This is a genomic window from Nocardiopsis halophila DSM 44494, assembly GCF_000341245.1.
Classification (GTDB): Bacteria; Actinomycetota; Actinomycetes; order Streptosporangiales; family Streptosporangiaceae; genus Nocardiopsis_A; species Nocardiopsis_A halophila.
In genome coordinates, this window is sequence record NZ_ANAD01000082.1 from 1 (window position 1) to 12,945 (window position 12,945).

At 74.0% G+C, this 12,945-nt stretch carries 9 protein-coding genes and 2 pseudogenes; 10 read left to right on the top strand and 1 reads right to left on the bottom strand.

The window, feature by feature from the left end; all coding sequences use genetic code 11:
- Together D450_RS29980 and D450_RS0110990 are read left to right on the top strand one after the other, a co-directional pair.
- Positions 1-775 (top strand): ROK family protein (locus D450_RS29980; protein ID WP_017538715.1); only part of this gene is annotated, 775 nt, incomplete at its 5' end.
- Between the two features lie 637 nt (positions 776-1,412).
- Positions 1,413-2,906, top strand: a complete 1,494-nt coding sequence (locus tag D450_RS0110990) for an APC family permease (RefSeq protein ID WP_017538716.1) — start codon at positions 1,413-1,415, stop codon at positions 2,904-2,906.
- 138 nt (positions 2,907-3,044) lie between these two features.
- Here D450_RS0110990 and D450_RS0110995 read toward each other — a convergent pair whose 3' ends face one another.
- Positions 3,045-3,785, bottom strand: a complete 741-nt coding sequence (locus tag D450_RS0110995) for a GntR family transcriptional regulator (RefSeq protein ID WP_017538717.1) — start codon at positions 3,783-3,785, stop codon at positions 3,045-3,047.
- Positions 3,786-4,017: 232 nt separating this feature from the next.
- Between D450_RS0110995 and D450_RS0111000 the strand changes: the two genes are divergently transcribed.
- The 8 genes and pseudogenes from D450_RS0111000 (at position 4,018) to D450_RS29990 (ending at position 12,941) form a co-directional block, all read left to right on the top strand.
- A complete protein-coding gene (locus tag D450_RS0111000) occupies positions 4,018-5,031 on the top strand; it encodes a Gfo/Idh/MocA family protein (protein ID WP_017538718.1) in 1,014 nt (337 codons plus the stop codon).
- An 82-nt stretch (positions 5,032-5,113) separates the two neighbouring features.
- Positions 5,114-6,136 (top strand): 5-dehydro-2-deoxygluconokinase, encoded by a 1,023-nt coding sequence (gene iolC, locus D450_RS0111005; RefSeq protein WP_017538719.1) that lies wholly within the window; start codon positions 5,114-5,116, stop codon positions 6,134-6,136.
- Positions 6,126-7,001 (top strand): Cgl0159 family (beta/alpha)8-fold protein, encoded by an 876-nt coding sequence (locus D450_RS0111010; protein WP_017538720.1) that lies wholly within the window; start codon positions 6,126-6,128, stop codon positions 6,999-7,001. Before iolC ends, D450_RS0111010 begins: the two co-directional genes overlap by 11 nt.
- 29 nt (positions 7,002-7,030) lie before the next feature.
- Positions 7,031-7,929: pseudogene (gene iolB, locus D450_RS29985) on the top strand (5-deoxy-glucuronate isomerase).
- The gene (iolD, locus tag D450_RS0111020) at positions 7,926-9,863 is read left to right on the top strand and encodes a 3D-(3,5/4)-trihydroxycyclohexane-1,2-dione acylhydrolase (decyclizing) (RefSeq protein ID WP_017538722.1); all 1,938 of its coding nucleotides are present in this window, start codon (positions 7,926-7,928) and stop codon (positions 9,861-9,863) included. Before iolB ends, iolD begins: the two are co-directional and overlap by 4 nt.
- A gap of 50 nt (positions 9,864-9,913) precedes the next feature.
- Positions 9,914-10,834, top strand: a complete 921-nt coding sequence (locus tag D450_RS0111025; RefSeq protein WP_017538723.1) for a TIM barrel protein — start codon at positions 9,914-9,916, stop codon at positions 10,832-10,834.
- Between the two features lie 53 nt (positions 10,835-10,887).
- A complete protein-coding gene (locus tag D450_RS0111030; RefSeq protein ID WP_017538724.1) occupies positions 10,888-11,874 on the top strand; it encodes a substrate-binding domain-containing protein in 987 nt (328 codons plus the stop codon).
- 6 nt (positions 11,875-11,880) lie between these two features.
- Positions 11,881-12,941 (top strand): annotated as a pseudogene (locus tag D450_RS29990) (ABC transporter permease).
- Positions 12,942-12,945: the final 4 nt, after the last annotated feature.

Here is a 12,945-nt window from a genome sequence, read left to right on the forward strand (position 1 = left end):
GCTGACCGCGCGGTTGGGGCTGCCGGTCGCGGTGGAGAACGACGCCAACGCCTCGGCCTGGGCGGAGATGCGGCTGGGCGCCGGGCGGGAGGCCTCGGACGCGGTGGTGGTGAACCTGGGCACCGGCATCGGCGGCGCGGTGGTGCTGGACGGTGCGCTGTACCGGGGGCGGCACGGCATCGCCGGGGAGTTCGGGCACATGGCCGTGGTGCAGGACGGGCACCGGTGCGAGTGCGGCAACCGGGGGTGCTGGGAGCAGTACGCCAGCGGCAACGCGGTCACCCGCGAGGCGCGCGAGCTGGCGGCGGCCGACTCGCCGGTGGCCCGGGGGCTGCTGCAGGCGGTCGGCGGGGACCCGGCGCGGATCACCGGCCCGTTGGTCGCCGAGCTGGCCGCCGAGGGCGATCGGGCCTGTGTGGAGGTGTTGGAGGACGTGGGCCGCTGGCTGGGCAAGGGGCTGGCCGATCTGGCGGCCGCCTTCGATCCGGAGCTGTTCATCATCGGCGGCGGTGTGTCCGAGTGCGGTGACCTGCTGCTCGGTCCGGCGCGCAGTGCCTTCCGGCGGCACCTGACCGGGCGCGGGTACCGGCCCGAGGCCGGGATCGTGCAGGCGCGGCTGGGCAACGAGGCAGGGCTGGTCGGTGCGGCCCTCCTGGCCCGCGAGGAGCCGCCCCGGCGTGTCCGCGGGGACGGGAGGGCCACGGCCGGCAAGGGCACGAAGGCGAGGGGCCCCCGCCACCTCGTCCACCGGAGGAGCCCGCGCCGCAGGGCGTAGCGGTCCCGGTCGGTGGGCCTTTCCTCGTCCGGAGGAGGGGGCCGTGACCGCTGAAGTTTGGAACCGGTGGCCTATGCGGCCTCGGTTAGTGGCCCGTCATCGTCGTCCCCGCCGGGCCCTTGCTCCGGCCGGCGGGTGGTGTCCCGGTGGTCTCCGCCCCCGGAGGCCCGGGCCCGGTGCGCGCCCCCTCCTCGCCGTTGATCTCGGGGAAGTCGGGGTAATACCGGCGAGTATTACCCCGACTTCCCCGAGATCAAAAGGGGTGTCGATACGGGCGGCAGGCAGTGCTCCCCGGGGGCGGCCGGAGCCCGCAGAGTTCCACCACGCCGGCGGACACGAACGGGGCGCCCCGCCCATCCGTCGCCGCCCCTTCCCTGCCCTGAGACGGTCGGGCGGTCGATGGGCACGCCGATGGGGGACCGTTCCCGGCCGTCGCCCCCCTGCGTACGGTCCCCTTCGGTCTCCACGAGCGGTTCACCAGGGGCTGGGTGTGCCGCCGGGGTCGCCGGGATTTGTGCGGTGTGGACAGACGGCCGCGGTGAATGCGCCGTTCCGGGACCTTGATCCCGAGTCGGGGCCGGTGGTTTAAATGACCCCTCATCACCGTCCACACCCCCGAGACGGAGGGGATCCCCCCATGTCGGACGCCCCGAACACCCCCGGCCCCCCGGGCGCCTCCAGCAGTCCCGAGCCCTCGTCCGCCCCATACCCCGGCACCGGGCACGACGGCTTCCTGAAGGTCCTGGGCCGCGGGGACGTGCTCGCGCTCGCCTTCGGGGCCATGATCGGCTTCGGCTGGATCGTGCTGACCGGGGACTTCATCGACGCCGCGGGCAGCGTCGGCGCCGCTCTCGCCTTCGTCCTCGGCGGCGTGGTCATCGCCCTGGTCGGGCTCACCTACGCCGAGCTGGTGGCGGCGATGCCGCGGGCCGGCGGCGAGCACCACTACGCGCTCCGCGCCCTGGGGCCGCGCGGCGCCTTCACCGCCTCCTGGGCGATGGTGCTCGGCTACATCTCGGTCGTCGCCTTCGAGGCCGTCGCCGTCCCCCAGACCGTCGGCTACCTGGCCCCCGAGGCGATGGAGGCCGGCCACCTGTGGACGGTCGCCGGGTACGACGTCTCCGCCGCCCAGGTCGCGGTCGGCGTGCTGGCGGCGGTCGTGATGACCGGGGTGAACTACGTGGGCATCCGCCCCGCGGGGGTGTTCCAGACCATCGCCGTGCTGTTCCTGCTTGCAGCCGGGGCGGCCATGGTCGCCGGCGCCGCGGTGGGCGGTTCGGCCGCCACCATGGAGCCGCTGTTCACCGGCGGCGTCTCCGGCGTGTTCGTGGTACTGGTGGCGGTTCCGTTCCTGTTCGTCGGGTTCGACGTCATCCCGCAGTCGGCCAGCGAGATCCGGCTTCCCCTCCGGCAGGTCGGCCGCCTGCTCGTGGTCTCGGTCGGGTGCGCCGCCGCCTGGTACGTGATGATCATGCTGACCTCCGGGGCCGCCCTGGGCCCCGAGGACCTGACCGCCTCCGACCTGGCCTCGGCCGACGCCATGGCGGCCCTGTGGGACAGCGCCGCCATGGGCAACGTGCTGGTCGTCGGAGGCCTGGCCGGGCTGCTCACCAGCTGGAACGCCTTCCTGATCGGGGGCAGCCGGCTGCTGTACGCGATGGCCGAGTCCCGCATGGTCCCCGCCTGGTTCGGACGTCTGCACCCCCGCTACCGCACCCCCGGCAACGCGCTGCTGTTCATCGGCGCGCTGTCGGTGCTCGCCCCGCTCTTCGGCCGGCCGATGCTGGTGTGGCTGGTCGACGCCGGCGGGGTGAACATCGTCATCGCCTACATCGTCGTCGCGGTCTGCTTCCTGGTGCTCCGACGCCGCGAGCCGGGCATGGAGCGCCCGTTCCGCACCCCGGCGGGTCGCGCGGTCGGCGCCGCGGCGCTGGTCCTGAGCGTCGGGCTGCTGGCGCTCTACCTGCCGGGCATGCCCGCCGCGCTGGTGTGGCCCTGGGAGTGGGCGATCGTCGGGGCGTGGTGGATCGCCGGACTGGCGATGACGGCCCGCCTGCCGAAGGTCCCCCCGGGCGCGGACGCCGAGGAGCGCCTGATCGCCGAGATCGAGCGCCGGTCCCGGAGGGGTTAGGCGGAGGAGGAGTTCGACACTGTCGGCGAGGAAGCACCACGTGCCCGCGGTCTCCCAGTAGCGAGAGCCCGGCCGTGTCCCGTGGACGTTCTCCATGTGCCCCCGCCCGCACTCAGACGCGTCGGCGCTGTCAGGGCGTCAGCTCGTCAGTGTCAGCTCGAAGGAGTACCTCGACGCGCGGTAGACGTGCGAGCCGACCTCGGCCACGCGGCCGATGTCGTCGTAGGCCGTGCGGTCCATCGTCAGCAGCGGCGCCCCCTTCGCCTCGCCCAGTGACGTGGCCTCTGCGGCGGTCGCGCCGCGCGCCCCGATGCTCTGCGAGGCGATCTTCAGGGTCACCCCCGCCGCTCGCAGCACCCGGTACAGTCCCGTCTCGGCCAGGCCCTCGCGGGTCAGTTCCACCAGGCCCAGCGGCAGGTAGTTGTGCATCAGGGCCAGCGGCTCGTCGCCCACGTGGCGCAGGCGCTCCAGGAAGTACACCTCGGTCCCCGGCTCCACCTCCAGGGCGCGGGCGATCGACTCCGGTGCCGGCCGCACGCTCAGGTCCAGGATCCGTGTCCACGGGTGCTGGCCGGCCTGCACCAGGTCGTCGTAGAGGCTGGACAGCTCCACCGGCCGCCGCACCCGCGGGGTGACCACCTGGGTGCCGACGCCGCGCTTGCGCACCAGCAGCCCCTGGTCGACCAGGTACTCGATGGCGCGGCGCAGGGTCGGGCGGGACAGGCCGAGGCGGTCGGCGAGCACGATCTCGTTCTCCAGGCGGGTCCCCGGGGGCATCTCGCCCTCGCGGATGCGCCGCTCCAGCTCCTGGGCCAGCTGGAAGTACAGCGGCACCGGGCTGGTGCGGTCGAGCATCACCTGCAGGTGCGATTCGGCCACGCGGCTCCGATCTTCGGCGGACGGGGGCTCTTCGGTCGCGGGACGGCCCGCGCGCCCGCCGCGGGGCGGGTCCTCCCGTGCGTCCTCCCGAGTCTACGCCGCCGTCCTGTTGATGGAAGATTAAGAGGTGCATATGTCTAGACATAATGTTGACATGGGGTGCCCGGGAGCGTAGAAACGGTGTGATCCGGGCCACGCGGCCCGCCCCGTACGGAGGGAGGGCGCACCCCCCATGCGCATCGGACTCGTCGGCGCCGGACGGATCGGCGCCTCGCACGCCGCGGCCGTCGCGGCCCGCCCCGAGGTGGACGAACTCCTGGTCGCCGACGCCGACCCCGCACGGGCCGCCGCGGTCGCCGGCGACGCGGGGGGCCGCCCGGCCGGCGTCGCGGACCTGCTCGCCCCCGGAGCGGTGGACGCCCTGGTCGTCGCCTCCGCCACCGCCTCCCACCCCGACCTGATCCTGGCGGGCGTGCGGGCCGGGATCCCCGTCTTCTGCGAGAAGCCGGCGGCCCCCGACGTCCCCGGAACCGTCCGCGTGCTGCGCGAGGTGGAGAAGGCGGACGCGGCGGTGCACATCGGCTTCATGCGCCGCTTCGACGCCGGGTACGTGCGCGCACGGCAGGCGCTGCGCGGCGGCGAGCTGGGCGAACTCCACCGCGTGCACGCCGTGACCTGCGACGCCGCCCCGCCGCCCGCCGGGTACGTGCCGGCCTCCGGCGGCATCTTCCGGGACTGCCACGTCCACGACTTCGACATCCTGCGCTGGGTCACCGGCCGCGAGGCCGAGGAGGTCAGCGCCTACGGCGCCAACCGCGGCGCCGCCTACTTCGCCGAGGCCGGGGACGTGGACACCTCCGCCGCCCTGCTCCGCCTCGACGACGGCACCCTGGCCACCCTGCAGGGCTCCCGCTACAACGGCGGCGGCTACGACGTGCGGATGGAGCTGGCCGGGACCCGGGGCACCATCGCCGTCGGCCTGGACGACCGCGTCCCCCTCGTCTCGGCCGAGCCCGGCGCCGGCTTCCCCGGGGACGAACCCTGGCGGGAGTTCTGGACCCGCTTCACCCCGGCCTACGAGGCGGAGATCGCCGCCTTCCTGCGGATGGCCGCCGAGGGCGGACCCAGCCCGTGCACGGTGGCCGACGCCCTGGAGGCGGTGCTCATCGCCGACGCCGCCGACCGCGCGATGCGCCGGGGCCGACCGGTCCGCCTGTCCGAGGTGCGCGAGGACCTGCCGCTGTGACCCGGCTCATGACCGGGGATACCGAAGCCCGCCCGACGAGGGCGGACGCACCGGCGCCCGCCGCAACCGACGGAGGTCCGAGTTGAGCGCCACCGACCGCCGCCCCGATGACGCCCCCTCCGCCCGCTCCGTCCCATCCGCGCCATCCGTGCCCTTCGAGGTGGTCACCATGGGGCGCGTGGGCGTCGACGTCTACCCCGAGCAGACCGGCGCCGGCCTGGAGGACGTGCGCACCTTCGCCAAGTTCCTCGGGGGCAGCCCCACCAACGTCGCCGTGGCCGCCGCCCGGCACGGCCGGCGCACCGCCGTGGTCACCCGCACCGGGGACGACCCCTTCGGGCGCTTCGTCCGCACGGCGCTCGCCTCCTACGGCGTCGACCCCCGCTACGCCGCACCCGTCCCCGGCGCCGCCACACCGGTGGCCTTCTGCGAGATCTTCCCGCCGGACGACTTCCCCCTCTACTTCTACGGCCGCACCCCCAAGGCCCCCGACCTGGAGATCCGCCCCGAGGAGCTGGACCTGGAGGCGTTGTGCGGGGCCGACGTCCTGTGGGCGACGGTCACCGGCCTGTGCGCCGAGCCCAGCCGCACCGCCACCCTGGAGGCCTTGCGGGCCCGGGGCCGCCGCGGCGCCACCGTGCTCGACCTGGACTACCGCCCCGTGTTCTGGGAGTCCCGCGAAGAGGCCCGGCGCTGGACGGCCGAGGCGCTCGCGCACGCCACCGTCGCCGCGGGCAACCTCGACGAGTGGGAGACCGCGGTGGGCACCCGCGACCCCGAGGCCGCCGCCGACGCCGCGCACGACCGCTTCGGCGTCCGGACGGCCGTGGTCAAGCAGGGTCCGAAGGGCGTCATGGCCTCCGACGCCTCCGGCCGCACCACCGTCCCGCCGGTACCGGTGGAGGTCGTCAACGGCCTGGGCGCGGGCGACGCCTTCGGGGGCGCGCTCTGCCACGGCCTGCTGTCGGGCTGGGACACCGAGCGCACCCTGCGCTTCGCCAACGCGGCCGGGGCCATCGTCGCCTCCCGCCTGGCCTGCTCGGACGCGATGCCCACCTCGGACGAGGTCGAGGCCCGCCTGCAGGAGGCGCGCCATGCGCTCTGAGGAGCTGCGCGAACTGACCGCCGTGCGGATCGAGCGCCCCGAGGCGATCGCCGAGGCCGCGGCCGCCCGCACGCGGCCGGCGTCCCTGCTGGGCGAGCACGGCAAGGCGATGATCATCGCCGCCGACCACCCCGCGCGCGGCGCCCTGCGCGCCGGGGACCGCCCCATGGCCATGGCCGACCGCGCCGACCTGCTCGACCGGCTGTGCACGGCCCTGGCCCGGCCCGGGGTGACCGGGGTGCTCGGCACCGCCGACATCCTGGAGGACCTGCTGCTGCTGGGCGCCCTGGAGGGCAGGACCGCCATCGGCTCCATGAACCGCGGCGGCCTGACCGGCGCCGCCTGGGAGGTCGACGACCGCTTCACCGGCTACGACGCCGCGGGCCTGAAGGCCATGGGTTTCGAGGGCGGAAAGATGCTGCTCCGCCTGCACTACTCCGACGGCCGCACCCCCGACGCCCTGGAGTCCTGCGCCCGCGCGGTCGACGAGCTGAACGCCGCCGGGCTGACGGCCATGGTGGAGCCGTTCATCGCCCACACCGCCGACGGGGCCGTGAAGAACGACCTGTCGACCGGGGCCGTCGCCCGATCGGTGGCCATCGGCTCCGGCCTGGGCCGCACCACCGCGCGCACCTGGCTCAAGCTGCCCGTCGTCGACGGCATGGAGCGGGTGGTGGCCGGGTCCACGCTGCCGGTGGTGCTGCTGGGCGGGGAGCTGCCCGCCGACCCCGGCGCCGCCTTCGCCCGCTGGGGCGAGGCGCTGAAGCTGCCCACGGTCAAGGGCCTGACCGTGGGGCGCTCCCTGCTGTACCCGGCCGACGACGACGTCGTCGGCGCCGTCGACACAGCCGTGGGGCTGCTGTGAGACCGCCTACGACCGAGGAGGCAGCACGGATGACCGCGAACCACCACGTCCCCGCGGGCTCGACCGCCCAGGGGCCCTACGCCGCCGTCGTCACCCCCGAGTCCGCCGGGTGGGGGTACTCCGGCCTGAAGGTGCTGGAGCTGGCCCCCGGCCACAGCGCCGAGGTCGCCACCGGCGACGCCGAGACCCTGGTCCTGCCGCTGAACGGCGCGTGCTCGGTAGAGTGCGGGGGCGAGCGGTTCGACCTGGCCGGCCGCCCGGACGTGTTCTCCCGGGTCACCGACTTCGCCTACGTGCCCCGCGACGCCGCGGCCACGGTCTTCAGTGCGGAGGGCGGCCGGTTCGCCCTGCCGTCCGCGCGCTGCGGCCGGCGGGTGCCGTTNCCGAGGACGTCCCCGTCGAGTTGCGCGGGGCCGGCGGGTCCAGCCGCCAGGTGAACAACTTCTGCACCCCGCAGGCCTTCAAGGCCGACCGGCTCATCGCCTGCGAGGTGCTCACCCCCGGGTCGAACTGGTCCTCCTACCCGCCGCACAAGCACGACGAGGCCACCGAAACCGAGTGCGAGCTGGAGGAGATCTACTACTTCGAGGTCGGCTCGGGCCCCGCCGGGCCGGGCGTGGCCTACCAGCGGGTGTACGGCACCGAGGAGCGGCCGATCGACGTGCTCGCCGAGGTGCGCACGGGCGACGCGGTGACCGTCCCGCACGGGTGGCACGGCCCGTCCATGGCCGTCCCCGGCTACGACCTCTACTACCTCAACGTGATGGCCGGCCCCGGCGAGGAGCGGGCCTGGAGGATCTGCGACGACCCCCGCCACGGGTGGGTGCGCGAGACCTGGGAGAAGCAGGAGGTCGACCCCCGCCTGCCCCTGTACACCGCCGAGGGCCCGAGCGCAGCGCGCGCGGGGACGGGGGAGTGGTCCCGATGACCTCTGAGCCCGCGACTGAGCCCCCGACGGCCGACACGACGGCCGACACGACGCCCGCCGGAACCGTCCGGCTCACCGTCTCTCAGGCGCTGGTGCGCTTCCTGGCCGTCCAGTACACCGAGCGCGACGGCGAGCGGCAGCGGCTCGTCCCCGGCGTGTGGGGCATCTTCGGCCACGGCAACGTGGCCGGGCTGGGGCAGGCGCTGCTCCAGGCCGCCACTACCGGCGAGGCCGACCTCCCCTACTACCCGGCCCGCAACGAGCAGGCCATGGTGCACGCCTCGGCCGCCTTCGCCAAGATGCGCGACCGGCTGCAGACCTTCGCCTGCACCGCCTCCACCGGCCCCGGATCCACCAACATGGTCACCGGCGCCGCGCTGGCCACCACCAACCGGCTGCCGGTGCTGCTGCTGCCCGGCGACATGTTCGCCACCCGCGCGCCGGACCCGGCGCTGCAGCAGCTGGAGGACGCCCGCGGCGGCGACGCCACGGTCAACGACGCGCTGCGCCCGGTGTCGAAGTACTGGGACCGCGTCACCCGCTCGGAGCAGCTGGTCCCGGCCGCCATGGCCGCGATGCGGGTGCTCACCGACCCGGCCGAGACCGGGGCCGCCACCCTCTGCCTGCCCCAGGACGTGCAGGCCGAGGCGCACGACTGGCCCCTCGCGCTCTTCCGCGAGCGCACCTGGCACATCGACCGCCCGCAGCCCGACCCCGCCGCGCTGAAGCGCGCCGCCGAGGCGCTGCGCCGGGCCCGGCGGCCCCTCATCGTGGCCGGCGGCGGGGCGGTCTACTCCCGGGCGACCGAGGAGCTGCGCGCGTTCGCCGAGGAGACCGGCATCCCCGTCGCCGACACCCACGCCGGGAAGGGCGCGGTGCCGTGGGACCACCCCTGCGCGGTCGGCGGCGTCGGCTCCACGGGGACGTCGGCCGCCAACGCCCTGGCCCGAGAGGCCGACGTGGTCCTCGGTATCGGCACCCGCTACAGCGACTTCACCACCGCGAGCCGCACCGTGTTCGCCGACCCGGACGTGGAGTTCGTCAACCTGAACGTGGCGCGACCGGACGCCGCCAAGCACGCCGCCCACCAGCTCGTCGCCGACGCGCGCTCCGGCCTGCAGGCGCTGCGGCGGGAGCTGTCCGGACTGCGGGTCCCCGACGCCCACTCCGAGCGCGCCCGCGCCCTCGCCGAGGAGTGGGCCCGCACCACCGACGCCTGCTACGCGGTCGCGGACGGGCCGCCGCCCGCGCAGACCGCCGTCCTGGGCACCCTCAACGACGCCCTGGACGACCGCGACGTCGTCGTCAACGCCGCCGGGAGCCTGCCCGGCGACCTGCAGATGCTCTGGCGGGCGCGCGACCCCAAGGCCTACAACGTCGAGTACGCCTACTCGTGCATGGGATACGAGGTCGCCGCCGGGCTGGGCACCAGGATGGCCGCGCCCGACCGCGAGGTGGTCGTCCTCGTCGGCGACGGCTCCTACCTGATGCTCTCCCAGGAGATCGCCACCATGGTCGCCGAGGGGATCAAGGTCGTCATCGTCGTCCTGCAGAACCACGGCTTCGCCTCCATCGGGGCCCTCTCCGAGGAGCTGGGGTCCCAGCGGTTCGGCACCCGCTACCGCTACCGCGACCCCGTCAGCGGCCGGCTCGACGGCGACCGGCTGCCCGTGGACCTGGCGGCCAACGCCGCCAGCCTCGGGGCAAGGGCCGTCCGCGCCGAGAACCTCGAGGAGCTGCGCGAGGCGGTCCAGGCCGCCAAGGCCGCCGACACCACCACGGTCGTGCACATCGAGACCGACCCGACCGGCCCCGCCCCGCCCTCCAACGGCTGGTGGGACGTTCCGGTGAGCGAGGTGTCCGAGCTGGAGAGCACCCGCGCGGCCCGCCGCGCCTATGCCGAGCACAAGCGCGAGCAGCGCCACCACCTGTGACGTCCCCTGGGGACGCCCCCGCCCTTCGGCTTCAGTAAAGGACGGCAGCGATGAGCACCGTGAAGGACAAGCTGGTCCTCGGATCCGCCCCCGACTCCTGGGGCGTGTGGTTCCCCGAGGACGAGTACCAGACCCCGTGGAACCGATTCCTCGACGAACTGGCCCAGGCCGGCTACGCGTGGCTGGAGCTCGGCCCGTACGGCTACCTGCCCACCGACCCCGACCGGCTCGCCGACGAGGTGGGCGGGCGTGGTCTCAAGGTCTCCGGCGGCACCGTCTTCGGCGCCCTGCACGACGACGACCGGTGGGACGGGATGCTCTCCACCGTGCGCAAGGTCGCCGGGCTGACCCGGGCCATGGGCGCCCGCCACCTGGTGTTCATCCCGCCCATGTTCCGCGACGAGAAGACGGGCGCCTTCACCGAGTCGCCCCGTCTGGGGGACGGCCGGTGGCGGACCCTGCACCGCAATGCCGACCGGCTCGGCAGGCTCCTGCTGGAGGAGTACGGGGTGCGGCTGTGCCTGCACTCCCACGCCGACACCCACATCCAGACCCAGCCCGAGATCGAGCGGTTCCTGGACGGCACCGACCCCGAGTACGTGTCCCTGTGCCTGGACACCGGGCACGTCGCCTACGGGGGCGGCGACGCGGTCGACCTCATCCGCCGCTACTCCGAGCGCATCGGCTACGTGCACATCAAGCAGATGGACCCGCAGGTGCTGCGGGAGAAGGACGCCGAGGAGCTGTCCTTCGGCGAGGCGGTCAAGCGCGGCGTTTGCGTCGAGCCGCCCGCGGGCGAGCCGGTGCCCTCCAAGGTCCTCGACGCGCTCGGTGACGCGGACGCGCGCGTCTTCGTCATCGTCGAGCAGGACCTCTACCCCTGCGCGCCCGACGTCCCGCTGCCCATCGCCGTGCGCACCCGCCACTACCTGAACAGTTGCGGTCTCGGGGCCCGCTACCAGCGGGACTGACCCGTCCGCCCCCCACCGCAGCACGCCCTGACAGCAGAGCAGAGGTACCGCCCATGAACCGCACCCCGAAGATCCCCGCCCTCGTGGCGGCGGCCTCGGCCCTTGCCCTGGCCGCGGCCGCGTGCAGCTCCGGCGGCGGCGCACAGCAGGAAGACCGGGGCGGCCATGCCGAGGCCGCCGGCCTGACGATCGCGATGATCACGCACGAGGTCCCCGGTGACACCTTCTGGGACCGGATCCGGGCCGGCGCCGAGGACTCGGCCGCCAAGCACGGCATCACCCTGGACTACAACTCCGACCCCAACGCCTCCGAGCAGGCCACCCTGGTGCGGACCGCGATCGACAAGGGGGTGGACGGCATCGCCGTCACCCTCGCCAAGCCCGACGAGCTCCAAGGCGCGGTCCAGGAGGCCCAGGACGCCGGCATCCCCGTGGTGGCGTTCAACTCCGGCATCGAGCAGTGGCAGGACATGGGCGTCACCGAGTACTTCGGCACCGACGAGTCCCTGGCCGGGGAGGCCTTCGGCGAACGGCTCGACGACGCTGGGGCGCAGAGGGCGCTCTGTGTCATCCAGGAGCAGGGGCACGTGGCGCTGGAGACGCGCTGCTCGTCGCTGGAGGAGGCCTTCGACGGGGAGACCGAGACGCTCTACGTCGACGGTTCCAGCATGCCCGACGTCAAGTCCTCCCTCACCTCCAAGCTCCAGTCCGACGAGGACATCGACCACGTCGCCACCCTCGGCGGCCCCTACGCGATGGCGGCGCTGGACGCGGTGTCCGACGCCGGCAGCGACGCCCGGGTGGCCACGTTCGACCTGAACGAGGAGGTCGTGGCCTCCATCGAGGACGGGACCGTCGAATGGGCCGTCGACCAGCAGCCCTACCTGCAGGGGTACATGTCCCTGGAAGGCCTGTGGCTGTACAACGCCAACGGCAACGCGATGGGCGGCGGCACCGAGCCGGTGCTCACCGGGCCGAGCTTCGTGGACTCCGGCAACGTCGACCGGGTCGCCGAGTACGCCCAGAAGGGAACCCGGTGAGGCGCCATGGCGAGCACCGCCGCGCCGCGGCAGCAGCCCGCGGCCGCACGTGAGAAGGGACTGCGGGCCGGGCGCCGCCCCCTGCTCAACCGCCTGCTGAGCCGGCCCGAACTGGGGTCGCTCATCGGCGCCGTCGCGGTCTTCTGCGTGTTCTTCGCGCTGGCGCCCGCCTTCCGCCAGGGCGACTCCTTCGCCACCGTGCTCTATGCCTCCTCGGTGGTGGGCATCATGGCGGTCGGCGTGGCGCTGCTGATGATCGGCGGCGAGTTCGACCTGTCCGCCGGGGTCGCGGTGGTCACTGCCTGCTGGCCGGGATGGCCGGGTACTACCTCAACCTGAACGTGTGGGCAGCCGCCGGCATCGCGCTGGCCGCCTCCCTGGCCGTCGGGCTCGCCAACGGCGTGGTCCTGATCCGCACGCGGCTGCCGAGCTTCCTGGTCACCCTGTCGATGTTCCTGATGCTCCAGGGCCTGAACATCGCCGTGACCAAGCTCGTCACCGGCAGCGTGTCCGGGCCGAACATCGCCGACATGGACGGCTACGCCTCCGCGCGGGCGGTTTTCGCCTCCTTCGTCCCCGTGCCGGGGCTGGGCGATGTCCGCATCACCGTCCTGTGGTGGCTGGCCTTCGTCGCCCTGGCCACCTGGGTGCTGACGCGGACCCGGGTCGGCAACTGGATCTTCGCGGTGGGCGGCAGCGCCGAGAGCGCCCGCGCGGTCGGCGTCCCGGTGGCGCGGGTCAAGATCGGGCTGTTCATGGCGGTCGGCTTCTTCGCCTGGTTCAGCGGCATGCACCTGCTCACGGCCTCCGGCCGCCAGCAGTCCGGCGAGGGCGTGGGCATGGAGCTGCTCTACATCATGGCCGCGGTGGTCGGCGGGTGCCTGCTGACCGGCGGCTTCGGGTCCGTCATCGGCGCCGCGATCGGCGCCTTCATCTACGGCATGACCACCATGGGCATCGTCTACGCCGGCTGGGACAACAACTGGGTGATGTTCTTCGTCGGGGCGATGCTGCTGCTGGCCGTGGTCGTCAACGCCTGGGTCCGCCGCCAGGCGGGCAAGAGGTGAGCAC

Excerpts from the sequence above, each read along its gene's own strand:
- D450_RS0110990 (WP_017538716.1), top strand. The coding sequence starts at position 1,413 with ATGTCGGACGCCCCGAACACCCCCGGCCCCCCGGGCGCCTCCAGCAGT.
- D450_RS0111000 (WP_017538718.1), top strand. The coding sequence starts at position 4,018 with ATGCGCATCGGACTCGTCGGCGCCGGACGGATCGGCGCCTCGCACGCC.
- D450_RS0111010 (WP_017538720.1), top strand. The coding sequence starts at position 6,126 with ATGCGCTCTGAGGAGCTGCGCGAACTGACCGCCGTGCGGATCGAGCGC.
- iolD (WP_017538722.1), top strand. The coding sequence starts at position 7,926 with ATGACCTCTGAGCCCGCGACTGAGCCCCCGACGGCCGACACGACGGCC.
- D450_RS0111025 (WP_017538723.1), top strand. The coding sequence starts at position 9,914 with ATGAGCACCGTGAAGGACAAGCTGGTCCTCGGATCCGCCCCCGACTCC.
- D450_RS0111030 (WP_017538724.1), top strand. The coding sequence starts at position 10,888 with ATGAACCGCACCCCGAAGATCCCCGCCCTCGTGGCGGCGGCCTCGGCC.